Annotated in this window: 16 protein-coding genes, 1 pseudogene and 1 riboswitch; of the genes and pseudogenes, 7 read left to right on the top strand and 10 right to left on the bottom strand. The window is 34.4% G+C overall.

The window, feature by feature from the left end:
* The first annotated feature begins 104 nt into the window (after positions 1 to 104).
* The 5 genes from purE (at position 105) to ACN4EE_RS10925 (ending at position 8,114) form a co-directional block, all read left to right on the top strand.
* On the top strand, positions 105 to 635 hold the full coding sequence (purE, locus tag ACN4EE_RS10945) for a 5-(carboxyamino)imidazole ribonucleotide mutase (RefSeq protein WP_431706483.1): 531 nt from the start codon (positions 105 to 107) through the stop codon (positions 633 to 635).
* A gap of 151 nt (positions 636 to 786) precedes the next feature.
* Positions 787 to 2,037 carry an exonuclease subunit SbcD gene (gene sbcD / locus ACN4EE_RS10940; protein WP_431706482.1) on the top strand — a complete coding sequence of 417 codons (1,251 nt, stop codon included), beginning with the start codon at positions 787 to 789 and terminating at the stop codon, positions 2,035 to 2,037.
* Between the two features lie 409 nt (positions 2,038 to 2,446).
* Positions 2,447 to 3,145: a tRNA (guanosine(37)-N1)-methyltransferase TrmD gene (gene trmD / locus ACN4EE_RS10935; protein WP_431706481.1), complete on the top strand. Its 699-nt coding sequence runs from the start codon at positions 2,447 to 2,449 to the stop codon at positions 3,143 to 3,145.
* A gap of 63 nt (positions 3,146 to 3,208) precedes the next feature.
* The gene (locus ACN4EE_RS10930; protein WP_431706480.1) at positions 3,209 to 4,132 is read left to right on the top strand and encodes a hypothetical protein; all 924 of its coding nucleotides are present in this window, start codon (positions 3,209 to 3,211) and stop codon (positions 4,130 to 4,132) included.
* 205 nt (positions 4,133 to 4,337) lie between these two features.
* Complete coding sequence (locus ACN4EE_RS10925; protein ID WP_431706479.1) at positions 4,338 to 8,114, top strand: type IIG restriction enzyme/methyltransferase; 3,777 nt, start codon at positions 4,338 to 4,340, stop codon at positions 8,112 to 8,114.
* A gap of 301 nt (positions 8,115 to 8,415) precedes the next feature.
* Here ACN4EE_RS10925 and ACN4EE_RS10920 read toward each other — a convergent pair whose 3' ends face one another.
* From ACN4EE_RS10920 to ACN4EE_RS10885, 8 genes and pseudogenes are all read right to left on the bottom strand, one after another.
* A complete protein-coding gene (locus ACN4EE_RS10920) occupies positions 8,416 to 8,682 on the bottom strand; it encodes a hypothetical protein (RefSeq protein WP_431706478.1) in 267 nt (88 codons plus the stop codon).
* A 12-nt stretch (positions 8,683 to 8,694) separates the two neighbouring features.
* Positions 8,695 to 8,832, bottom strand: a pseudogene (locus tag ACN4EE_RS10915) (DUF6883 domain-containing protein); the annotation flags it as partial.
* Between the two features lie 98 nt (positions 8,833 to 8,930).
* Positions 8,931 to 11,507: a DNA topoisomerase (ATP-hydrolyzing) subunit A gene (gene gyrA, locus ACN4EE_RS10910; protein ID WP_431706477.1), complete on the bottom strand. Its 2,577-nt coding sequence runs from the start codon at positions 11,505 to 11,507 to the stop codon at positions 8,931 to 8,933.
* A gap of 194 nt (positions 11,508 to 11,701) precedes the next feature.
* Entirely contained in the window at positions 11,702 to 13,039 is a 1,338-nt protein-coding gene (locus tag ACN4EE_RS10905) for an ArsB/NhaD family transporter (RefSeq protein ID WP_431706476.1), read from the bottom strand.
* 424 nt (positions 13,040 to 13,463) lie between these two features.
* A riboswitch (cyclic di-AMP (ydaO/yuaA leader) is annotated at positions 13,464 to 13,600 on the bottom strand.
* Between the two features lie 183 nt (positions 13,601 to 13,783).
* Entirely contained in the window at positions 13,784 to 14,557 is a 774-nt protein-coding gene (locus ACN4EE_RS10900) for a nuclear transport factor 2 family protein (protein WP_431706475.1), read from the bottom strand.
* Positions 14,558 to 14,598: 41 nt separating this feature from the next.
* A complete protein-coding gene (locus tag ACN4EE_RS10895; protein ID WP_431706474.1) occupies positions 14,599 to 15,339 on the bottom strand; it encodes a YebC/PmpR family DNA-binding transcriptional regulator in 741 nt (246 codons plus the stop codon).
* A gap of 68 nt (positions 15,340 to 15,407) precedes the next feature.
* A complete protein-coding gene (locus ACN4EE_RS10890; RefSeq protein WP_431706473.1) occupies positions 15,408 to 15,635 on the bottom strand; it encodes a hypothetical protein in 228 nt (75 codons plus the stop codon).
* Between the two features lie 62 nt (positions 15,636 to 15,697).
* Positions 15,698 to 17,272 (bottom strand): Hsp70 family protein, encoded by a 1,575-nt coding sequence (locus ACN4EE_RS10885; protein ID WP_431706472.1) that lies wholly within the window; start codon positions 17,270 to 17,272, stop codon positions 15,698 to 15,700.
* 265 nt (positions 17,273 to 17,537) lie between these two features.
* Here ACN4EE_RS10885 and ACN4EE_RS10880 point away from each other — a divergent pair, with 265 nt between their 5' ends.
* Entirely contained in the window at positions 17,538 to 18,857 is a 1,320-nt protein-coding gene (locus tag ACN4EE_RS10880; RefSeq protein WP_431706471.1) for an FAD-binding oxidoreductase, read from the top strand.
* A gap of 101 nt (positions 18,858 to 18,958) precedes the next feature.
* On the opposite strand, the gene ACN4EE_RS10875 is transcribed toward ACN4EE_RS10880, so the two are convergent.
* Together ACN4EE_RS10875 and pheA are read right to left on the bottom strand one after the other, a co-directional pair.
* A complete protein-coding gene (locus tag ACN4EE_RS10875) occupies positions 18,959 to 20,200 on the bottom strand; it encodes a glycosyltransferase family 4 protein (protein ID WP_431706470.1) in 1,242 nt (413 codons plus the stop codon).
* Positions 20,201 to 20,998: 798 nt separating this feature from the next.
* Positions 20,999 to 21,862 carry a prephenate dehydratase gene (gene pheA, locus ACN4EE_RS10870; protein WP_431706469.1) on the bottom strand — a complete coding sequence of 288 codons (864 nt, stop codon included), beginning with the start codon at positions 21,860 to 21,862 and terminating at the stop codon, positions 20,999 to 21,001.
* Between the two features lie 434 nt (positions 21,863 to 22,296).
* Here pheA and ACN4EE_RS10865 point away from each other — a divergent pair, with 434 nt between their 5' ends.
* A complete protein-coding gene (locus ACN4EE_RS10865; protein WP_431706468.1) occupies positions 22,297 to 25,101 on the top strand; it encodes an Hpt domain-containing protein in 2,805 nt (934 codons plus the stop codon).
* The last annotated feature ends 130 nt before the right edge of the window (positions 25,102 to 25,231 follow it).

The following is a 25,231-nucleotide window of genomic DNA, read 5'->3' as shown; positions in this document are numbered from 1 at the left end:
GCTCAAAATTAAATTTAGTTTAACCGATGGGCAAAACCATTAGGTTCATTTGCTAGAAATGCTATATTATACAATTATCTTAGTTCGATCGAAATTATTGATTAATGTCTAGTCATTCTCCTGAAATTGGTATTATTATGGGTAGTGATTCCGATTTACCCACCATGAAAAGTGCCATCGCCATTTGTGAAGAATTTTCCGTTAGCTACGAAGTGGAAATAGTTTCTGCACATCGTACTCCTTTAAAAATGGTGGCATACGCACAAAATGCCCATACTAGGGGCTTAAAGGTTATTATAGCAGGGGCTGGAGGTGCTGCGCATCTACCCGGTATGGTTGCATCTTTAACTCCTCTGCCTGTTATCGGTGTGCCAGTACAAACAAAGCAGTTGCAAGGTGTGGACTCTTTGTATTCGATCGTGCAAATGCCGAGGGGAATACCCGTTGCCACCGTAGCCATTGGCAATGCTGAAAATGCAGGTTTATTAGCCATCCGAATTTTAGCCAGTCAACAACCCTTATTGTTACAAAAAGTTAAGGAATATAGTCAAAAGTTAGAAAATATGGTAAATGAAAAGCAATCTAACTTAGATAAATTGGGTTATCAAGAATATTTATACTCCATAAGGGAATAAAAGATACTGATGAAGGTAGGGAAAAGGGAAAAGGGAACAGAGTTATACTTAGTAATACCATAATTTGAGTTTAGTAAGGGAAGGGTTGAATATTATATTATTCAACCCCTACGAATCAATCAATAATTATTTACTGCTAACACCCTTTAAAATGAAAATTCTACATTTAAGCGACATACATTTAGGAAGTAGTTTTGGACATGGAAAAACTAACCCAGAAACGGGTTTAAATACCAGATTTGAAGATTTTGTTCATTGTTTGCGTATTTGTATCGATCGAGCCATTGATGATAAAGTCGATTTAGTCTTATTTGGGGGAGATGCCTTTCCTGATAGTACTCCTGCACCTTATATTCAATCAGCATTTGCGAAGGAATTTTGTCGTTTAGTGGAAGCTCAAATTCCTACGGTGCTATTAGTTGGTAATCATGATCAACACAGTCACGTTCAAGGACAAGGTACTGCTAGTTTATCTATTTATGATACTTTAGGAGTGCCTAATTTTATCGTGGGAGAAAAAATAGAAACCCATTTAATTAATACTAAATCTGGACAAATTCAAGTAATTACTTTACCTTGGGTAACTCGATCGATTTTACTGACTAAACCAGAAACGGAAGGGTTATCAGCAGAGGACATTAATAAATTATTAATCCAAAAAATTGAGCCTGTTTTAGAAGCACAAATTAGAAAGTTAAACAAAGAAATTCCTACTATTTTATTGGCTCATGTTATGGCGGAAAAAGCCAATTTAGGAGCGGAAAGATTTTTAGCAGTCGGTAAAGGTTTTCAAATGCCTTTATCTATTTTAGCACGTCCTGAATTGGACTATGTGGCTTTAGGACACGTCCATAAACATCAAAATTTGCACAAAAAAAATAACCCCCCCGTAGTTTATGCAGGAAGTATTGAACGGGTGGATTTCTCTGAAGAAAAAGAAGAAAAAGGCTATGTTTTAATTAATATTAATAATCATGAAGTTAATTGGGAATTTTGTTGTTTACCCGCTCGTCCTTTTGTTACTATTCAAGTGGATATAAGTGAAAGTTCTCAACCTCAATTAGACTTATTAAAAGCCATTGAAAAACATAATATTGAAGATGCTGTAGTTCGTTTAATTTATAGGGTTCGATCGGAACAATGTGAACTAATTTCTAAAAATGAATTAAAAGCAAAATTAGCTCAAGCCCACACTTATAATATCAAGCCCGAATTAGTAACACAATTAGCACGTCCTCGACAACCAGAGTTAGGTATCGGTAAAAGTTTAGACCCTCTTTCGGCTTTATCGACTTATCTTAATAATAGAGATGATTTACGGGATATAGTCTCAGATATGTTAACCGCCGCCGAGACTCTTTTATCTTCCGATGGAAATGTTATGGTTTTCGACAATGATTAAAACATTAATTATCATTAGACTTCTCCATTAATTAAGATTTTAAGGGCTGAAGCCCTTACTACGAACCAATTAAAAATAATTTTTGGAGATGTCTATTAGAAATTGTGATATTTTTCAATAAAATTGAGTTAAATTTATTTAACGATCAATACTGGCAATGCAATTCATTTCATTGCTAGATAAGGTTTCTCACAGATAAATCGCCTTGCAATAAATGGACAAGGCTAATAGATAACGTTCAATGAATTGAACTGATAAAATTCAATTTTACCCCGACTTTGAAAAAATCCTAAGCTAGAAGTTCAAAATACCTTGAAAAAATGATAATTTTTAGCAGAAGTATCACAAATAATGATTAAATAAATAGGATATAATTTGTCTTTGAATCAAGTTACTGAGAATTAATACCGTGCAAATTGATGTTATTACCCTTTTTCCTAGTTTTTTTCAAACACCTTTAGAATGTGGGTTAATGGGAAAGGCTTTAAATAAGGGCGTTGCAACGGTTAATCTGATTAATCCAAGGGATTTTACTACGGATAAACACCATCACGTTGACGATATTCCCTATGGTGGAGGGGTGGGAATGGTGTTAAAACCTGAACCCATTTTTGCGGCGGTGGAGTCTTTACCTATTTTACCACCAAGAGAGGTTATTTTACTCAGTCCTCAAGGACAAACTCTCAATCAAAATTTGTTGCGAGAATTAGCGACTAATTATCAACAGTTAGTCTTGATTTGTGGACATTATGAAGGCGTGGACGAAAGAGTGCAACATATTGTTACAAGAGAAGTTTCGATCGGTGATTTTGTCTTAACCTGCGGTGAAATTCCTGCTTTAACCCTGATTAATGGAGTAATAAGGCTTTTACCCGGTACGGTGGGTAAGGTAGAATCAATTTATGCGGATAGTTTTGAGGATGGTTTATTAGATTATCCCCATTATACTCGTCCTCCAGTATTTAGAGGCTTAGAAGTTCCTCCCGTATTACGATCGGGCAACCATAAAGAAATTGCGAAATGGCGTTATCAAAAACAGTTAGAAGCTACAGAAAAAAAACGCCCTGATTTAATGGCAATCTATAAACAGAATAAAGAAACAAAGTAAATACTGTTACCATCGATGGAATGTAGAATGTAGAATAAAGATTTTATAAGAAAAATTAAAATTATGAATAAATTTACTCTTTTTACCAGTATGGGGCTATTAATTTCCCCTATTTTAACTCTCAATGCCTTTGCTAGTATAGAAATTGCGATCGATCCTTATAATGATTCAGGATTTAATAATAGCCCTGTTATAACACCCATTATACAGAATAATACTCCTGCACCTGTGACGAATAGTCAACAACTACCTCCAGCGAATACTCAACCTTTACCTTCTGGAAATCAAAATAATACCATTGGGGAAGTTTTTATTAATGGTAATCCCACCCCAAACCGTCCTCAAGTGGTATCAGGAAATGTGATCAAGTCTAACCAAACTTTACCTCAAATACCCCCATTATCAGAACCCTATCGAGCGCCAAATAACACTGTTGACGAGGTAATAGAAGGCAATAATCCCGTTTTGTCGGTGTCTTCTCTCTCTCCTTTTGATCAAACTCCCACAGATAATAGCCCCACTTCAGAGAAAAAACCTGTTAATAATTCTAGTACGGTTCGATCGATCGATGTGAGTCCTACTAATCAAACATCTTCTCTTTTAATATCTTCTCCTCCCCCTCAAGCAACACCATCTGTATCAACGACACCTTCTATCACAGCGCCGAGTAATTCAGGAAGAAGAAGAGCTTTAAATGATATTTTAGTGTTATCTAATCCTGCTGGAAATCCTAGTAATGCCCCCTCTAATCCTTCCCCTGCAGTAGCTTCGTCATCTTCCACAACTCAACAAGTCTATAAAGTTTTAGTCGGGGTGAATAATGCTACTCAAGAGTCACAGGTTAAATATCTCTACCCTGAAGCCTTCCGCACAGTTTTTAATGGACAATCCATGTTACAAGTCGGTGTTTTTAGTTCCATGAATAAAGCTGACGATGTAGCTCGAAGTTTACAAAATAGGGGTTTGAAGACAGAAATCACAAATTGAGAATGAAGAATTGAGAATGAAGAATTGAGAATTGCTGTTAATCAATAATCTCCAAAAATAAAGATATTTACACCGTAGAATGGGCATCTTGTCCATATTTATTAAGATGTCTAATGAATCTGTAGCAATCATTTTATTACAAAAAATTTGACAAAATCAACGATTTCTAAAAAGTCAAGTTTTCTATTAAAATTTATTCGCCTTCATGTATATCAAACAAGCCTTAAACTCCGCCTTCCGCAAAATTCCTGTTAGTAGGGAAGATATTAATAAATTTAAGCAAAATTTACAAAATTTACTCACTATTACCGATAGTAAAATTAGTGAATCAGAAGAATATCATAAAAATAATTTACGGGATTTTTTAAGTCAAACTTATTATCATCCTCATCATTATCTCAACACTCAAAATAGAAATGATTTAGTCATTCATAACGGTAATAAAGACAGTCAAATTGGAGTCATTATCGAGACGAAAAAGCCCGATAATAAAAGCGAAATGGTGAGTTTTGATAAATTTAATGTTAAATCTTTACAGCAATTATTATTTTACTATTTACAAGCTAGAATTAATGATAATAACATCACTTTAAAACATCTTATTATCACCGATATTTATAATTGGTTTATTTTTTCTGCTAACTTATTTGAAAGATTATTTTATCATGATAAATCTTTAGTTAAAGAATTTAATGATTTTCAACATGGAAGGTTAAGCAGTAAAAAACAAGAGCTTTTTTATCAAGAAATTGCGAGTAAATATATCACAGCAAATGAAAAAGAGTTAAAGGAAAACTGTACTTATTTTAACCTTAAAGATTATCAAAATATAGAGGATAAACAGTTAATTCCTCTCTATAAAATTTTATCCCCTGAGCATTTATTAAAATTACCTTTTATTAATGATAGCAATAGTTTAAATCAAGATTTTTATCGAGAATTACTCTATATTATTGGTTTAACAGAAGTCAAGGAAAAAAACAAAAAATTAATTCAACGTCCTTGTCAACTCGATCGAAATCAGGGATCATTATTAGAAAATGTCATCTACCATTTAGATACTTATGATAAACTCAATAATTTATCTGATTTAGATAACAAAAATCAAGGGGATGAGATTCCTTCGTTATCACTCGGAATGACAGAATATCAGGAAAATCAAAGGGATGAGATTCCTTCGTTATCACTCGGAATGACAGAATATCAGGAAAATAAACGAGATGAGATTCCTTCGCTATCACTCGGAATGACAGAATTACCACATCTCGGAATGACAAAATATAAGGAAAATTATCAAGAGGAATTATTCAAAGTTGCTTTAGAATTAGTTATTACTTGGATTAACCGTATTTTATTTTTAAAACTCTTAGAAGCCCAATTAATTAACTATAATAATGATGATAAAAACTATAGTTTTCTGCATAAGGAAAAGATTACTAATTTTAATGACTTAGATACTTTATTTTTTCAGGTATTAGCGAAAAAAGTTGAGGAGAGAAACCCTGATATTCAAGCTAAGTTTAATTATATTCCCTATCTCAATAGTGGCTTATTTGAAGTAACGGAATTAGAAAATAAAACTCTCTTGATTGCTAACTTAAATAATGATTATCAAATACCTTTATTTAAACATACAGTGTTAAAAGATAGTCAAGGCAATAGAAAAATAGGGGAGTTAAATACCTTAACTTATTTATTCGAGTTTTTATCGGCTTATAACTTTAGTAGTGAGGGAAAAGAGGAAATTCAAGAGGAGAAAAAAAGTTTAATTAATGCCTCTGTTTTAGGCTTAATTTTTGAGAAGATTAACGGTTATCAAGATGGTTCATTTTTTACACCCGGTTTTATTACGATGTATATGTGTCGGGAAAGCATAACTAAAGCAATTATTACTAAATTTAATCAGGTTAAGGGTTGGAATTGTGAAAATATTGAGGAGTTAAAAGAGTTAATTGAATATCAAAATCCAGAGGCAAGAAATGAGGCAAATTCTATCATTAATAGTATCACTATTTGTGATCCTGCGGTGGGTTCTGGTCATTTTTTAGTGTCGGCTTTAAATGAAATTATTGCTTTAAAAAGTAGCTTAAATATTTGGCAGGATAGACAAGGAAAACGCATTAAGGAATATTCGATCGAGGTGGAAAATGACGAATTAATTATCAAGGATGAAGATGGAGAATTGTATAACTATAAACCAGAATTTGCGAACAGTCAACGCATCCAAGAAAGTTTATTTCACGAGAAGAAAACTATCATTGAAAATTGCTTATTTGGGGTTGATATTAATATTAATTCTGTCAAAATTTGTCGGTTAAGGTTATGGATTGAGTTGTTAAAAAATTCCTATTATAAAACCCTCACCCCCAACCCCTCTCCCACAGGAGAGGGGAGTCAGAATAAAACCCTTGAAACTTTGCCGAATATCGATATTAATATTAAGTGTGGAAATTCCTTAATTAGTCGTTTTGACTTAAAATCTGACTTGAAATTAGCATTGAAAAAACATAAATTAACGATCGAAGATTATCAACAAGCCATCAAGATTTATCATAACCCAAAAAGCCGTCAAGAAAAGCAAAAAGTTATCGCTTTAATCAAACAAATAAAAGATAATTTTACTACGGTAATGACGGGAAACGATCGATTGCAACAGGAATTAAGAAAAAAAGAAGGTGAGTTATATAGTTTGCAAAATCAACAGTCTTTATTGCCAGAATCTGCTAAGGAGAAAAAAGACAGAGAAAAGGAAGAAAAAAAGTTAGAAAAACAAATTAATTTATTAACTAAAGAGATAGAAGATAAACAAAATAATGTTATCTATCGTCATGGTTTTGAGTGGCGTTTTGAGTTTCCCGAAGTGTTAGATAAAAATGGTGATTTTATCGGTTTTGATGTTATTATCGGTAATCCTCCCTATGGAGTGAAATTAACACAAAATCAACAAGCAATTCTTAATGAAATTTATAGCTATGGCACAACAGAAACCGCTATTTTATTTATCAAAAAAGGCTATGAAATTTTAAATCAATCTGGTATTCAGTCTTATATTATTCCTAAGTCTTTTACTTTTGCCTCTAACTATCAAAGAATTAGAGAAGATACTATTAATAATTTAACTAAAATTGTGGATTGTGGTAAAGTTTGGCAAGATGTAAAACTAGAAGTTTGTATTTTTCAATTAATCAATAATTCTGCGAATAAAAAATATGAATCTTTAAAACGTTTTGGAGAAAATATTGAATATTTAACTACTTTAGAGAAAAAATTATTTACTAAGTTTGGTTTTATTATTAATGGGATAAAAGATGAGGAAATTCAACTAGGATTAAAAATATTAAATAGTTGTCAATTTTTAAATGATATTAGCACAAATCAACGGGGTGCAATGTTGCAAAAATTAGTTAGCAATATTGGCGATACTGATGTAATTGGAGGTGCAGAGGTTCAAAAATACGGTATTCAAGGCATCAAAGGGAAAATTAACCGTCAAATTGTTAATGATAATAAGGCATTTATTAAGGCTAATTCTATTTTAGTTCAAAGAATAGTCGCTCATATCGAAAATCCGATCGATCATATCCAGATTACTGCTTCTATTCCCGAAAATCAAGATTTAATTTTAGTGGATACTATCAATCAAATAGAATTAAAACCAGAGATTAAACCTAAATTTATCTGGGCTTTATTACACTCAAAATTAGTTAACTGGTATGTTTATTTATTTATCTTTGCTAAGGCTATTCGCACTATGCAATTTGATAATCCTACCACTTCAAAAATTCCTATTCCTAAAGATATTACCATGAAAAAACAGGAAATATTTATCACATTAGTAACGGAAATATTAGAGGAAAAAAGAAAAAATACTTTAGCGGATACCAGTAAATTAGAGAGAGAAATCGATTTATTAGTGTATAAAATGTATGGCTTAACGGAGGAAGAAATTAAGATAATTGAAGGGAATGATTTTAAATTGTAAATCACCTAGCCGAGTGACAAAATTAACATTAACCGTTTTGCAATAACTCGCTTCGCAATAAATTGACGAAGCTAATAGCTAAAATCTGCTAAAGCGATTTGTTGTTATTTCTTGAAATTAGTCGCTTTAGCCGACTTGTGCTATGAGCCATGAAATTTATTTCTTGGCGGATTTTTAATATAATACTGTTTAAAAATTATTGTCGATCGAGGGGGTTGTTATCTTTAATAAAAAAATAGGTAAATTAGTTTTTCTGGAATATAATATTAATTATTGAGTAAAAATTATAGAGTATTTGAGATTAATTGAATATGATTTTTTCTGCATTATATTCTGGTAATGTTTGAGAAGTAATGACTCTAAAATGTTGAGGGGATAAAATCACATTTTCATAAGTAAAACCACCAATTACTTGAGGGTTAGGAATTGTTAAATCAATGGCGTATGCTTCAGGATTAGTATAACATTCAACTATTGCACCAACTGTTCCCTTTGGAATGATTAAATCTGAAAAATCTGCGGTTATATTTATTAAAGTTTGAATTGAATCATTAATTTTTGCTTTCATTATTAAGCTCCTTTAGCTGTAAACTTCTAACCAATTTGTAATTAATCTAGGGATAGTTTTATCTTTATCTATTTGCCAGATTGTGATTAAATTTCCCCTCTGTCCGTTAAAACCTTTAATCCCTATTGTAACTTTTAATCTCATACCATAAGGATTATTTTTGCAATGATGAAATTTTAACCATTTTTTTCGTTAATTTTTGATTGATTAAAACTATTTACTATTCACTATCCACTATTCACTATTCACTATTCACTACCCTCCTCTTCGGTTTCCTCTCCTGCTGGTGGTACAAGGGCGATCGCTGCGATCGAATCATCTGTATCGAGTTTTTGCACTCGCACCCCACTAGCATTACGAGATTGTACAGAAATAGCATTGACATCACAACGAATGATAATGCCACGAGAAGTAATAATCATAAACTCGTCATCACCGTTAACGATGTGTAAAGCCGCTAACTCCTCCGTTGTTTTACGGAAGCGAATGGCTTTAACCCCAAGCCCCGCCCTTCTTTGTAAACGGAATTGCGACACGGGGACTCTTTTACCATAACCGCTAGTGGTGACGGCTAACGCCCAAGGAGCATTTTTACTGGTGTCGTTGTCGAGGATTTCTTCATTATCGTCGGTGTAGATATTATCTTCTTCCTCGTTTTCTTCTGCTTCGGCAATATTTGCCACGATTTGGGCTGATAGAATATCCATACTGATAATTTCGTCTCCCGATCGTAACTTCATCGATTTTACACCTTTTGCGGTACGACCAAGAGGACGCAGTTGTTGATTATCGGCATGGAAATGAATAGCCATACCACGACGAGAACCAATAAGAATACTATCATCGTCCGTTGCTAGTCTTACCCAGCGCAATTCGTCATTATCTTCGAGGGTAATAGAGATTAAACCGTTACTACGAATATTTGCAAAGGCTGACACGGCGGTTTTTTTGATAAACCCTTTCTTAGTTAACATGACCAAATATTCATGATCGGTAAACTCGCTAACAGGTATGATAGAGGTTATTTTCTCATCACTGGCAACGGGTAATAGTTGCACAATGGGTACTCCCCTTGCAGTACGAGAGCTTGAGGGAATTTGATAGGCGTTTAAGCCATAGACTACCCCTTTATCACTAAAGAATAGCACTCGATCGTGATCACACCCCGTTAAGAAATGTTCTACCACGTCATCATCTTTAATTTTTGCCCCTGATTTACCTCGTGTAGCTCGATTTTGAGCCTCAAAGGTATTGACTAACATCTTTTTCAAGTAACCTTGACTTGTCAACAATATGACAACTCTTTCATTAGCGATCAAGTCAATATCCCCTAAATCCCCGTCATTTTGGACGATTTCCGTGCGTCTAGGAGTAGCGTGGAGGGTTTTGATCTGTGCTAATTCTTCTTCAATAATGGTGAAAATTCGTTCTCTACGCGCTAGGATGTCGTTAAGATCGGTAATTTGTGCCATTAACTCTTGATGTTCAGCTTCGATTTTTTCAGCTTCTAAGGCGGTTAAACGGCGTAACTGCATTTGTAGAATGGCATCGGCTTGGGTTTCAGATAGTTCAAAATTGGTTACTAATTCTTGTTTTGCCGTAGCAGTATCTGCCGCCCCTCGAATGATTCTGATGACTGCATCAAGGTTGCCTAAAGCGATTAACAAACCTTGTAATAAATGATCTCTTTCTTCAGCTTTACGCAGTAAATAACGAGTGCGTCTGATAATGGTTTCAACACGAAATTCGAGGAATACTTCTAAAAACTTGCGAATGGTTAATAATTGTGGCTCGTTGTTAACTAAAGCCAACATATTTGCCCCAAAATTGCTCTGAATGGCGGTTTGTTTGTAAAGATTGTTTAAGACTACTCTAGGATAAGCATCCCGTTTTAATTCTATCACGATGCGCATTCCCGTTCGATCGCTCTCGTCTCGAATGTCGGAGATACCGTCAATTTTTTTATCGTTGACTAACTCTGCAATTTTTTCGATGAGGGAGGCTTTGTTAGTTTGATAGGGTAACTCGGTAATGATAATGGCTTCTTTATCTTGTCTGCCTTTGTTAGAAACAGTTTCAATGTTTGCTACACCGCGCATGGTAATTGAGCCTCGCCCTGTGGTATAAGCCTCTTTAATACCCTGTCTGCCCAAAATTTGAGCGCCTGTAGGAAAATCAGGACCGGGTATGTACTGCATTAATTCTAAATCCGTAATATCAGGATTATGAATCATTGCCACTGCACCATCGATTAATTCCCCTAAGTTATGAGGGGGGATATTGGTTGCCATACCAACGGCGATACCCGTTGCACCATTAAGTAATAATTGGGGAACTCTCGCAGGTAGTACGATAGGCTCTTGTTGTGAACCATCAAAGTTATCGATAAAGTCAACGGTTTCCGCTTCAATGTCTTGTAATAAACCGCTAGTTGCTAAAGCCTGTAAACGACACTCCGTATAACGCATGGCGGCGGGAGGATCATTGTCTATACTACCGAAGTTTCCATGACCATTTATCAAAGGGTTACGCATGGAAAAATCTTGAGCCATTCTGACTAAGGCATCATAAACTGCCGTGTCGCCGTGGGGATGATATTTACCCAATACTTCCCCTACAACCCTAGCACATTTACGGAACGGTCGATCGGGCATCAATCCTAATTCATACATAGCATAAAGAATGCGACGATGAACAGGTTTTAATCCATCCCTAGCGTCGGGTAATGCCCTTCCCACGATAACGCTCATGGCGTATTCTAGGTAAGAGCGAGACATTTCGTTAGTGAGGTTTGTAGGTACTATGCGTTCTTGGGTAGATGTCATAAATGTTCTTTTGCAATGATGTAGCTATCTTTGTAACTATTAGTTGGAAGATAACAGTATGATTTAATCAATCGTTACATTTTAGCATATTTTGTCTTTTTCCCACATTCCCAAGCTATAAGCTATAAGACATCTTCAGAAATACAGGCAAGATGCCCATTCTACCGTGTAAATATCTTCATTTGTGGAGAAGTCTATAGAAGAAAAAATATTCCTAAATAGATAGCAGAAATTACTAACTGTATGCCCATCATCGGTAATCCATACTTAAGGAAAGTATGAAAAGAAATTTCTTTGCCGTGTTGTTCTGCAATACCTGCGGCGACAATATTAGAAGATGCACCGACTAAAGTACCATTACCGCCTAGAGTTGCACCAAACATCATGGCGTAGAATAAGGGTAACACTTCGGGAGGAAATTGCCCTGCAAAATTTGGATTAAGTACTTCAGTCCCCACTAACCCTACATTCACCAAATATTCTTTTAATAATGGTACCATTGCCACCACTAACGGAATATTCGGCACAACACTAGATAATAGTCCTACGGTGAATAGTAGCACGATCGAACCTAAAAAAATATTTTTGCCTAAAATAAAAGCCAGTAATCCCGACAAGACACTAATAACCCCTGTTTTTTGTAAACCTCCAATTAAGACAAAAATGGACATGAAAAAAATCAAAGTACTCCAATCCACATCCTTGAGAATATTATGAACCGTGTCAATTTTACTATGATGAGCTAATAATAAAGCCAATGCTGCCCCTAATAATGCCACAGCCGCAGGAGAAATAGGAGTTGATAAAGAATCCCCGATGATAAAAAATGTCAGTACAAAAGCCATAATTAACGCTCCTAATGCTAACATTCTGGGATGATTAACCTTGGGGTGAGGTAAATCTTCAAGGTGTGTAAAATTCGTCTGCCAAACATTGCGGAATAAAAAGGGAGTAACTACAGCGACACTAATTACTGCGATGACTCCTCCTATACTTAACCGTTGTAAATAGTCAAGAAAACTCATGTTAATAGCATCTCCTACGATAAAAGTAGCAGGATCACCCACTAAAGTCATTAATCCTGCACTATTTGCCACAAAAACCATTAAAATCAGCAATGGCACAAAATTAACCCCGATTTCTTCCGCTAGGGGAGGAATTAAGGGAGCAAGCAACATTACTGTTGTAGCGTTTGGTAAAACCGCACAAATAGGAGTAGTAATGGCAATAATACCTAATAACAGTACTTTTCCTCTACCTTTTGCAATTAATACCATTTGAGTCGCTAAATACTCAAATATTTTTGTAGGTTCAAATGCTCTAACTAATACCATTACCCCGAAAAATAAAACCAGAGTAGCGTGACTTCGGGCGATATATTCGATCGATTCTGTTAAAGTTAAAGTATGGGTAAAAATGAGAATTAATGCACCCAATAAAGCTGCGATCGTCAAATGTAACTTTTCGGTCATAATTAGTCCAATTACAACCACAAAAACCGATGCGGCGATGATACCAGATAGATCAGTCATAAGCTATGATAATGAGTAAAATATTAGTTAATAAAGTTTGATATTTGATCAGTTATGGGATTACACAAACCATTTGACTTCTCCAGAAAAAAATTTTTATTGCTTCTTAGGGGTTGAATATTATTAAACTTTTAAAGAGTTTTAACCCTTATTTCAGTAATTTTTCGAGATGCCTATGGAGTAATCACAAAATATTTATACAAAGACTTAACCCCATCAATTTATCTTTCAAAAGCTGATAATTTAGTAGGGAAAATAGAGCAATAATTAGGAAAAAAATTGCTTCAAAAATTGTGATATAAACAAATAAAATTAATGGGAAAACATATAACTAATAAACCTCAAATTCAAAAAGGATGATCAATGAAGAGTTTGGTCAATAGGAATACCTAAATGAATTTGTAGCATTAAAAATGCTCATTCTTTAGTCTCCTCTCAATGCCTACGAGGTTAGCTGACGGGCTAGAACTGAGAGATGTTCTTTTCTGGTATAATCCCAAAAATAAGCCCCTAAATTGGTTCCCCCGCTTCCGTTTTATTGGAACTAGGCTGACTGACTCTATAAAATTAATGTCGATTATAACGTATCGATCGAGATTTGGGTGTATTCGTTGACACAAATTAATAAATTCACTACATGAGAAGATTATCGGTACTGAAATTACTCCATTGAGATAAAATATCCCCTCTTTCTGTCTGCTTGTCTTCCTGTCTTGTTTTTACCGACAGGAAATGACTTTGAGCTTATCCTTCAGTCACAACTCTTTGAGTAATCATTCTTAAACCATCACCCCGAATTAAGATGACAGAATACCAATGATTATCAGAATTAGGAGGTAATTTCACTCGTTTAAAAATGCCTCCTGCGGATAAAGAATCTAACTCTAAACTGGAGGGATTAAGGTATAAATCAGGGGTAATTTTGTCTTGTAATGCCGCCCCTAAAATTAGATCAGAACCGATGGGATCTTGTAAAATAACGTCAAAATCAAACTCTTGACCCGATCGAACTCTTTGGGGTAAATTAATTGTTACATTAGGGGGATTTTCTCCAGAGGTTACTTCTGTTTTTTCGGTTAAAATTCTTTGATTAATTAACTGATTATTTTTAAAATATTGTTCTGATTTAATTTGAGAATTAATTGTAAATTTTTTGCCACTAATGTTATAAATACCTTGTATATTAGTGATGGTAGTTGCCACTAATTGATCATTATCTCTTCGCCAAGATTCGATCGAGGTGGTATATTTTAACTCATCGTACCTTTCCCAAACACTTTTTAAAGAAGAGATAAAAGTTTCATAATTTAAACCATCTTGATTAGTAAAATTAGGAGAAATATTAGCTTCAATTAAGTTTAAATCTCGATTATTTGCCCCTAAATCTATTTTAGAAATAATTTCTGAAAGTTCAGATGGAGGATTATTTGATTGAGCAGAGACGGGATTAAATTTAGTAACAGAAAAGGATAAACTTAGGATGGCTAATAATAATAGAAAGGGTAATTTTTTTTTCATAAAAAATATTTAATTTGGAGATTTTTACTTTTACTTAAAATCTATGATAGTTCAAAATTAGCAGTAACATTCTGTACATCATCTAAAGATTCAAGGGTATCCATAAGACGCAATAAGTATTTTATTTGTTCTTCATCAGTAATTTCCACTGTGTTATTGGGTATCCATCGCCATTCTAACTCTTTGACTGCAAAATGATGCTCTTTTAAAAGACTACCTAAATTCTCTAATTCCGTCACTTCGGTAAAAACTTCCGCCCCTTGATAGTCTTCTTCTTGTATAATTTCATAACTATCAGCATTTGCCAATAGACAAGTCTCAAGAAGTTTATCTTCTTCTACTTCTCCTTCAATGATAGCAACCCCTTTTTGATCAAACATCCAACTAACACAACCCGTTTCTCCTAGATTACCGCCATTTTTACTAAAAGCAGCGCGAATATCCGCCGCCGTGCGATTACGGTTGTCTGTCAAGGCTTCTATCAACACCGCTACGCCCCCAATACCATAACCTTCATATCTGATTTCTTCTAAAATACTATCATCATCAGAGTAAGTTCCTGCACCCTTAGCAATGGCTCGATCGATGTTATCATTAGGAATACCACAGGCTTTAGCTTTTTCGATGGCTGTGCGTAACTGAAAATTGCCTTCGGGATCAGGTAATCCATTACGAGCCGCCACAATAATAGCACGAGAAAGTTGAGTGAAAGTCTTACCTTTTTTTGCATCAACCCTCGCTTTTTGTCGTTTAATATTTGCCCATTTACTATGTCCAGCCATTCTTTTTAATAGTCAATAATTAATACTGAATAGTGAATAATTGATAGCTCATTATTTTATCACTTACCTTAATTTTGAGCAAAATATTCATCAATAATTAACTCAATTAAATTTTGATAAGGTATATTTTTTTTACTTGCTTCTTCTTTTAAAAAAGAAAATTTTTTTTCTGTTAACTCCAATGGAATTTTAACTTTTATTGATTTTAAAACTAATTCTTCAGGAGAAGGTAAAAAGTCTTCCATAATTTCACCAAATTCTAAATCTTCATCCGTGTATTTTATAGTATTGTTCATATAGTTTTCTTCCTTTTCGCCAATAACCAGCACCTTAATCGATCGAGCTTAATGATATGATTTTAACTTAATTGCGCTACGGTGACTTTATCTAAAAGAACATCATTAGTTAATAAATCTTCTACGGTGATTTTCAACGATCGATCTTCATCCACTATAAATAATACCTTAATTCGATCGACCCCCGGAGTGCCTTGAGGATTTAATTGGGCGATGGTTTTTCCTCCTTCGCTATCGTTGAGAGGTTGTACGGTTTTCTCCCCTGATGTTAAATTACGGGTTATGAGTCGATCACCATCGAAATATACTTCAGTACTGGTGTTCGCTTCCCCTAACTCGCCGATGATTAATTCAATACTGGGTTGATTTTCTACGGATGCGCCTAAAGTTAATTCTACGGGGTTATTCATGGGGTAAGGTTGCCCACTGGGGATAATTGTATGCCAATCGTGGCGTTTTTGACGGCGATTCCAATACCGAATACCGTAACTATGGTAAAGAAAATCTTTGACTTGTAATCCTTGTTCTAATTTTAATGCCCCAAGGGCAATAGCGGAAAAAGGTCGATCGTTTTTAATTTTTTCGACTGAGAAATATTTTTGTAACCAATTCTGCACGGCGGGAATTTGCCCACTGCCTCCCACTAACAAAACTCGATCGATATTAATGGTGTCTATACCGTTTCTTTTTCCCTGTTGTAAGACGTTTTCCATTAATTGATCTAATTTGTCAAAAAATTGATTTTCGGTCAGTATTTGCTCAAATTTTGCCCTGTCTAGCCGTAAATCATAAGTCTCAAGGGTTCGATCGTTAAAAAATACTTCCTGTGCTGATAATTCCGTCGATAATTTGATTTTCAATCTTTCTGCGAGTCGAGTGGTAAGGGAAGATTTGACAACTCCTTGATTATGGTGGAAATAGTCAAGTATCCAATTATCTAAATCACTACCCCCTAACTGCATTCCTGCTTTAGCGATGACTTTCGCTAGTTTGGTTTTTTGTGCGGAATTTTGCCCTAATAATTTCTCTCCCCATTTCAAAATAAAGCCTTGGGGTTGACTACTTTTTCCTAAGTCTAATTCTACCAAAGATAGATCGATCGTACCACCGCCAAAATCCACCACGAGGAGACAATCATCATTTTCACTACCATAACCCAAAGCCGCCGCCGTTGACTCATCCAGAATCCTGACTTGATTAATATTCCACTGCTGACAAATTCCTGTTAACCAATGACGATAACTCTCAAAACTATCTACTGGCACAGTGATAATCAAACTATCTGGAGTCTGCCCTAATTGGGTTAAAATACCATTAATAAACCATTGTCCAATTTGTTCAAAGGTGATATTTTTCTCGTCAATTTGGGGTAAAAATCCTTGAATTTGCGCACCAATACCCCGTTTAAAGTTACGAAAATAACGAGGATTATTCGTCACATCTAAACCCTTATCTCTCACTTTTTGCCCAATCATAACCTCTCCTTCTTGAGCATTATTGATATATAACAAAGAGGGTATCAAAGGGGGATTAGTTTGAGCAATACTAGGAAGTTTAATTATTTCACCCTCTCCCGTAGTAGGATTAATGCGACTAATAACAGTATTACTTGTGCCAAAATCAATTGCGATCGTCATTTAGTGAATTTAGATAATAAATAAAAAATTTTCTACTTCGCCATAACATTTTATCTTAAACAGTATTATCATCGCTTATAGAGTTCGATCAAATCTTACCGTAAAACCTTAACATTGATGTCTATTTCTTGTGGTTAAGTTTTTTTTTAATTGTCGAGTTGTCACTTAAAACCTGTTGTAACTCTGTTTAACTATTTTCAATCCTTAATTGAAAGAAGAGTTTGGCAGTTGTGATAGAATAAGATTATTTATTATGAAAAATTATATGACAATCGACTATCAATTAATTATCGAAGAATTAAAACCAATTAAAATAATTCAAGAAGCTGAAAAAATTAAACAATTATCGTTAGATTACTATTATTTTAGCCCTATTTTAGAAAAACAATTAGGAGAAAAAAAAGCTGATTTAGTAGTAATTCCTAACACGGAAGAAGACGTTTTAAAAGTAGCTCAAATTTGTGTAAAATATAAAATTCCTTTAACAGTAAGGGGAGCAGGTACGGGAAATTATGGACAATGTATTCCTCTCAATGGAGGCATTGTTTTAGACATGAGTGAAATGAAAAAAATTAAGTGGATAAAATCAGGGGTTGCTTGTGTAGAAGCTGGTATTAAAATTAGTGTTTTAGAGAAGGAAACTAAAAAACATGGTTGGGAATTGAGAATGATTCCTTCTACTTATAAAATAGCTACTTTAGGGGGATTTTTTGGTGGCGGTAGTGGTGGGATTGGCTCAATAAATTATGGGCAATTAAAAGATAGAGGAAACCTTTATCGAGTTAAAGTTATTACTTTAGAAGATGAGCCAAAAATTATCGAATTAAAAGGAGATGAAACCAGACAAATTAATCATGCCTACGGTACAAACGGCATCATTACCGAGTTAGAAATTCCCCTTGCTCCTAGTTATAATTGGTTAGATGTAATTGTGACTTTTCCAGATTTTATCAAGGCTTTAAAGTTTGGTCAAGAGTTAGCTGATAGTGATGGAATTGTCAAAAAACTTGTTAGTATTCAGGCAAAATCTATCGTTAAATATTTTAGCTCTCTTAAGCCTTATTTTGAGAAAGAGCAAGATTGTGCTTTATTAAGTGTAGATGAAAACTCTCTTTTTTCTTTACAAGAGTTAGTTAAACAATATGATGGAGAGATTATTTATCAACAGAATTTATCAAACATTAATCATGTTAATTTAATTGAGTTTACATGGAATCATACCACTTTTCATGCTCGAAATATTGATCCGACTATTACCTATTTACAAACCTTCTTTTTTACTATAGAAAAAGTAGAGCAAATGTATAAATATTTTGGAGATGAAGTCATGATGCACATTGAGTTTTTGAGAGTAGCGGGAAAGGCTATTCCTGCTGGTTTACAGTTAGTCAAATTTTCCACTGAAGAAAGATTAAATGAAATCATCAAATATCACGAAGATAATGGTGCTTTTATTGCTAATCCTCATACTTATATTTTAGAAGATGGTGGCAGAAAATCGATCGAACCTGAACAACTTAATTTTAAGAAAAAAGTCGATCCTTATGGTTTAATGAATCAGGGTAAAATGCGATCGTGGAAATAAATAGAAATTGCTTCATAGTATTGTGATTAAGGGAGGTAATGGGTAATAGATAAAGTAATGAAAATGGAGATTGCTTCGTTACCTCGCAATGACAAAATAGTCTATTGAATTTTTTTGGGAGAAGCATTAATTAATACTCTTAAATATTCCTCCGCAATAATTTGTGGTGTATAATTAGTTTCTAATGTTTTTCTAGCATTTTTGCCCATTTTTTCTGCTAAGTCGGAATTTTGACTCAATTCACGAATAAAATTAGCTAAACCTTTACTATCTCCATTATCAAAACCCTTTCCCCATTTATCTTGTGTAATTAATTGTCTTAAATAGGATGTGGGAGGAGAAATAACCGCAACGGGTTTACCTACCGCTAAAGCGGAATAAAGTTTACTTGGTGCAACTAAAGTTTCAAAACCTTCCGCAACACTAACTAAGGATAAGTCACAGGCAGTTAAAGAAAAGGTTAAATCTTGTTTCTCCTGATAGGGCAGAAAAATACAATTATTTAGTTGTAGTTGATTAACTTGTTGTTGCAGATAAGCTAATTTATCACCATCCCCAATAAAAACAAATTGAATTGGCTCATTTTGTAATTGTTCGATCGAATCGATGATTGTAAGCATATCATGGCAACGTCCCATATTACCCGAATAAAGAACGGTAAACTTATCCACTAAACCATATTTTTGGGCAAACCAATTATCACTTTTTATCATAGGTTTGATCAAATAAGGATCACACCAACTATGAATTACAGATATTTTATTTGTTACCAGAGGATATTGTTCAGCAATCCGAGCTTTCATGCTATCACTTAAAACGATGATTTGTCGAGATTCTTTCCACATCTGATGATTCATCCATAGCCAAAATTTGCTTAACCAATGATGACGAGAAATCACCCCTAAGTTAATGGCAATATCAGGATAAAGATCATAAATTAAACATACATAAGAAATTTTACCAAAACAAATTCGATTAACTAAATAAACAGCGACTTGCAAAAAAGGAGGTGCTGTCGTCAGTAAAAAAACGTGGTGACGAAAAGAATTTCGCAGAATATGAAGAAAAGCCCTAATAGTAAATATAAGCCCTTTGAGGGTTTTTCCTCGTATGCGATTTGACCATAGTTGACTAACCCTCGATCGTTGTATTCTTAAATTACCACGATTTTCTTTAGTTGGGGCTGATTCGATCGAATAAGCGTAGCTTGGTTGTCCAGTAAAAACTTCTACTTTTTGTATTTCGGGATATTGTTGTAAATACAAAGAAAGTTCCTCTATCAACTGCCCTGTAGCAGCGTAATCAGGAGGGAAAAATTCGGTAATAATACAAATTTTGAGCAAAATAGGAAAAAATTGAATTAAATATTTTTAAAACACGAACACTACAAGAGACGTTTTTAATTATTCATTTTGTAATTTAGATATAGCATTTTTTTTATTATGGGGTATATTTTTTTATTGCATCTTGCCTTTCAATGACAATTTTTGTACCTCACTAAAACAAGAATTGCTATAAGGTGATGTCTAGTAATAAATATACCCATATGATTCCTCCTCCTTAACAAACGAGGAAATAATAAAGAAGATTGGTAAATTTTTTGTGGGAAATCGCCTAAGAGATTTAATCATAGAGAAAAGCCAATAGTTTTTTTGTAATCGATAGTATTAAATCGATTGTTGTCTAATTTTTAATTACTTTGTTTGCCCAAAAAAAACTCATATGTTGTATTCTTAATAATATCCTAAAGTTGCTGATATTACTATCGTATAAATACTGAAATTTTTATTTTTCCTCGTTTGACATGAAAATAGGAAAACTCTTCTACAATATTTCTAATAAATTGATAGTAATCATCGATATAAATTTTCATTTATATAGTTTAAGTATTTTCAAAATACAAAGGTTATAAAAATTTCATAGTATTAGATTCGATCGTAATCAAAGTAAAGATTCTAAGAGCTTTTTATTATTAATTTAAGATACTTAATGTAGAAAAGTAAAAAAGAAAATACTAAAGCAAAAATTGTCAAAAGTGTAAAATTGATTTGATAAAATTATTTGCTTAATTGACTTCGATTTGACATACAATTATAGATTAGGAGTTCCGTATTTGTACGAAAAATCAAAGTAAAACAACACTAAAATTGGGTCAATTGTTTACGATCGATATTCATAATGTCATAATTACCGAGTACCCGTAAAGTTTTAGTGACGGTAGCCAATTCTTGTAAAGCAGACTGAATAGAAGATTGAGAGGTGTTTCGGGCTAAATCCACAAAAAATAAATACTCCCCTAACGATCGTTTTGTAGGGCGTGACTCGATCTTAGTTAAGTTTATCTGTTGATTAGCAAAAATCTGTAACGGTTTTACCAAAACTCCGGGTATATTGGCTTGAAAAGAAAATCCTAATGAGACACAATCGCCGTGATCATGCTTATCTCGACTTACTACCCAAAAACGAGTACAATTATCAGGATAGTCATTGATATTGTCTTCTCGAATGGGTAAATTATACAAATGCGCTGCCCTAGAAGATGCGATCGCACCCGATGAAGGCTCATGACTAAGATGATGTAAGGCTTCCGTGGTGGAATTAGCAGGAATTAATACCGCTTGAGGAAGGTTTTTTTCTAGCCACTTTTGGCACTGCGCTAAGGCTTGGGGATGAGAATAAACGGTTTTGATGTCAGCGTTAGATGATGCTTTGGATAATAAATTATGGACAATGGGAATAGTTATGCCTTGTTGAATGTGTAAACCTTCTAATTCCCAAAGAGTATCTAAAGTTATCGCCACTGTACCTTCTATGGAATTTTCTACAGGTACGATCGCCATATCCGCCTTACCTTCTGTTAAAGTGCGTAAAGTTTGAGAAATACTAGGAATAGGGATTAACTGTGATTCTATACCTTGAGTATCTTTTAAATATTGAGCATAACATAAAGTAGCAACTTCGGAATAAGTACCATTAGGTCCTAAATGGGCGATAATTTTTGTCATATTTAAACCATAATTAAGAATTAAGAATGTAGAATTAAGAATTAAGACTTGGGCAATGATTAAAATATTATGTCATGGTAGGGTACTTTGCGTTAAGAGGTAAGCTAAAACCCATTGAACTTGCATTTTTTATGGTTAATGAGCGTAGTCGAACTATTAATCTTTCAAAATAAATCAAACTTTTGCCTTTTCCCTCTCTTAATCAGATGATTTCGATACCTCTAACTTTATTAAAATTAATGAATAAATCGTTTTGGTTTCAGAAAATAGTTATATCGTATAAGTAGAGCATATCTTTAATTATTTTTTAGTCGTAGTAATTTGAAAATCTTTGAGACTATTTTTTGTGATTGGTGGGCAATGTCCATCCTACAAGCAAATGAAAATAAAGGCGATGCTTAAGAATAAGATTTAATTAAATTAGGGGAATCAATATGATACAAGATGATGAGTTGAGAGAAATTTACAAAACCTCTAGTCAAGAACATTTAGAAAGAATGGAAACGGGTTTATTAGAGTTAGAGAAAAACCCCCATGAGTTAGATTCGATCGAAGAATTATTAAGAGAAGCCCATAGTTTGAAAGGGGATTCCCGTATCGTAGAGGTAGAATCCGTTGAAAATTTAGCCCACTCCATAGAAGATATTTTAGGGGATATTAAAAAACATGAATTGACTTTAACACCTGAAATTGGCGATCGACTTTATGAAACTTTAGATGCTATGAAAAAATTAGTTCATGAAGCCGTTACCAATGAACCCAGTGGCATTGATGTAGAATTAACTTTAAATACTCTCATATCTAGTGTTTATGGTGAAGATAACTCCATTCCTAATGGGTTAGAAATACCTATCACTATCACTGAAATTGATCCGACTCCTGTTTATATTGAAGATGAAGAATTAAAGGAAATTTACGCAGTAACAGGGATTGAACACGTTGAAAACATACAATCAGCCTTAGAAGATTTAAAAAATCATTGGGATAATTACGATCGATTTGACTATTTATTGCGAGAATTACATAGCTTGAAAGGGGATTCTCGTTTGATGGGAGTAGAAAGTGTTGAAGTAATTTGTTCGGCATTAGAACAAATAATGAAGATGGCACAACAAGGGGAATTAGAAATCGATGCCTACCAAAATATCATGTATCCTCGTCTCAAAGACACCTTGCACGGTATCAAAGAATTGATTTTTGAGAGTACTACTGGTAAACCTAGCGGTATTAATCCCAATAGTCTATTACAGATTTTGAAGTTTAGTAACGGTAATGCTGATACTGATTCTTTTGAGGAATTTTCACCAGAGGTAGAGAATATGATGGAGTTAGATTCGATCGATATGATGGAAGAAGAATCTCCCGAAATTACCATTGATATAGTACCAGAAACCCCTTCCATTCAAGAAACTCCTCCCCCTGCACAAACTCAAATAATCAAACAATCAACTCCTGAAATTAAAAAACAACCTCCAAAACGGGAGACAAAATCAGGGAATAACGGCAATAAAAAGGAAGAACCGTATAAAATCGATACTATTCGGGTGGAAACTCGTCATTTAGACTCCTTAATGACTCAAACGGGAGAATTAACCGTCACCAAGATCAGAATAGCTCATTTTGCCTCTCAAATGGAACAGATAGTCAACCTTTGGGAAGACTGGAAAATGAATAAAATGCAGAATCGTTATCGTCAGGTAAATAGTTATACAGGAGAAAATGACACCTTTGAAAATCGCATCGAAGCCTTAATTCAAGATTTAAAAAGTTCAGCCCATGATAATAGTACAAGGTTAGAGTTAATTGCGGATCAATTAGAGTCCAAAATCAAAACCTTACGTTTACTGCCTTTGTCTAATGTGTTTAGCTTCTTTCCTCGTTTAGTTAGAGATTTGTCGAAACAGGAAAACAAAGAAGTCGAATTAGTCATTCAAGGGGAGGATACAGTCGCAGATAAATATATCTTAGAACTAATTAAAGATCCCCTTTTACACATGATTCGTAATAGTATTGATCATGGTTTAGAAACTCCTGAAGAACGAATTAACGCAGGAAAACCCGCCCAAGGTACGATCGTACTTAAAGGTTATCAGACTTCTACCAATATTTTCATCGAAGTTCAAGACGATGGTAGAGGTTTAGACATGGAAAAAATCAAGGAAACGGCTTTAAGAAGGGGGTTATACCGCCCTGAGGAGTTAGCCTCCATGACAAGAAGTCAAATTCAGGCTCTAATTTTTGAACCGGGGTTTTCTACTCGTACTTTTATCACCGAAGTATCAGGCAGAGGAGTGGGTTTAGATGTCGTCAAAACTAACATTGAAAGACTAAAAGGTTCGATCGAAATCATTTCCGAAACAGGAAAGGGTACAACCTTCCGTCTCCAACTAGGCACAACTTTAGCCACCGCTAACGTTTTATTAGTCAAGATTTTTGGCATTACCCACGCCATCCCCATTGAATTTGTGGAAACTTCGTTGTTAGTATCTCCTGACGAAATTTTCTCCATTGAAGGGCGACAAACCATCAACTTTGATAACTCGGCGGTATCCGTAGCTTTCTTGTCCGAATTGTTAGAGTTAGGAGTTTCTCAGGAAAACAAAAACACCGTTCATAATAGTATTCCTTGCGTATTAATTCGTATCGGGAAAGAACAATTTGGCTTATTAGTGGATGAAGTAACGGATACTCAGGATGTAGTAATTAAACCTCAAAGTAAACTCTTAAGAAGGGTGCGCAACGTCAGTGGCTCAACTATTCTCGGCACGGGAGAAGTCTGTACCATTCTCAATCCCCAAGATTTACTTTCTTCTATCCAAAAACGCAATTTAACGGGTAAAGTTGCTCGTAATGTGGATGCCGAAAAAGCGCGCGATCGAGCTACCATCTTATTAGCAGAAGATTCGATCGCCACTCGTACCCAAGAAAAACGCATTTTAGAAGGTGCAGGATTTGAAGTTGTTACAGCCGTTGACGGCTTAGACGCATGGCACAAAATCAAAACCCGTAAATTTGATGCGGTGGTTTCCGATATACAAATGCCTAACCTCAACGGTTTAGAGTTTACCACTAAAATCAGACAAGATCACCAATTTAGTGAACTACCTGTTATTTTAGTATCTTCTCTTGCCTCCGATGACGATCGAAAACGGGGTGCAGAAGCAGGGGCAAACGCTTATATTATCAAAGGTAAATTTAATCAAGACATCTTGATTGAAACCATCCAAAGACTAATTTAGGGGTTACTGAAAAAGTATTGTGATGAAGGTAGCCAAGAGGCAAAAGCAATAAGCAATGTAGGGGTTTAATATATTAAACCCACCCCCATCAAAAAAATATAATTATTTCTTCCCCCTCTTCCCCCTCTTC

The sequence above is a fragment of the Geminocystis sp. CENA526 genome (genome assembly GCF_050753365.1).
In the GTDB taxonomy this organism is placed as follows: domain Bacteria; phylum Cyanobacteriota; class Cyanobacteriia; order Cyanobacteriales; family Cyanobacteriaceae; genus Geminocystis.
The sequence above is the reverse complement of the archived record's forward strand: the minus strand, read 5'-3'. Positions and strand labels throughout refer to the sequence as shown.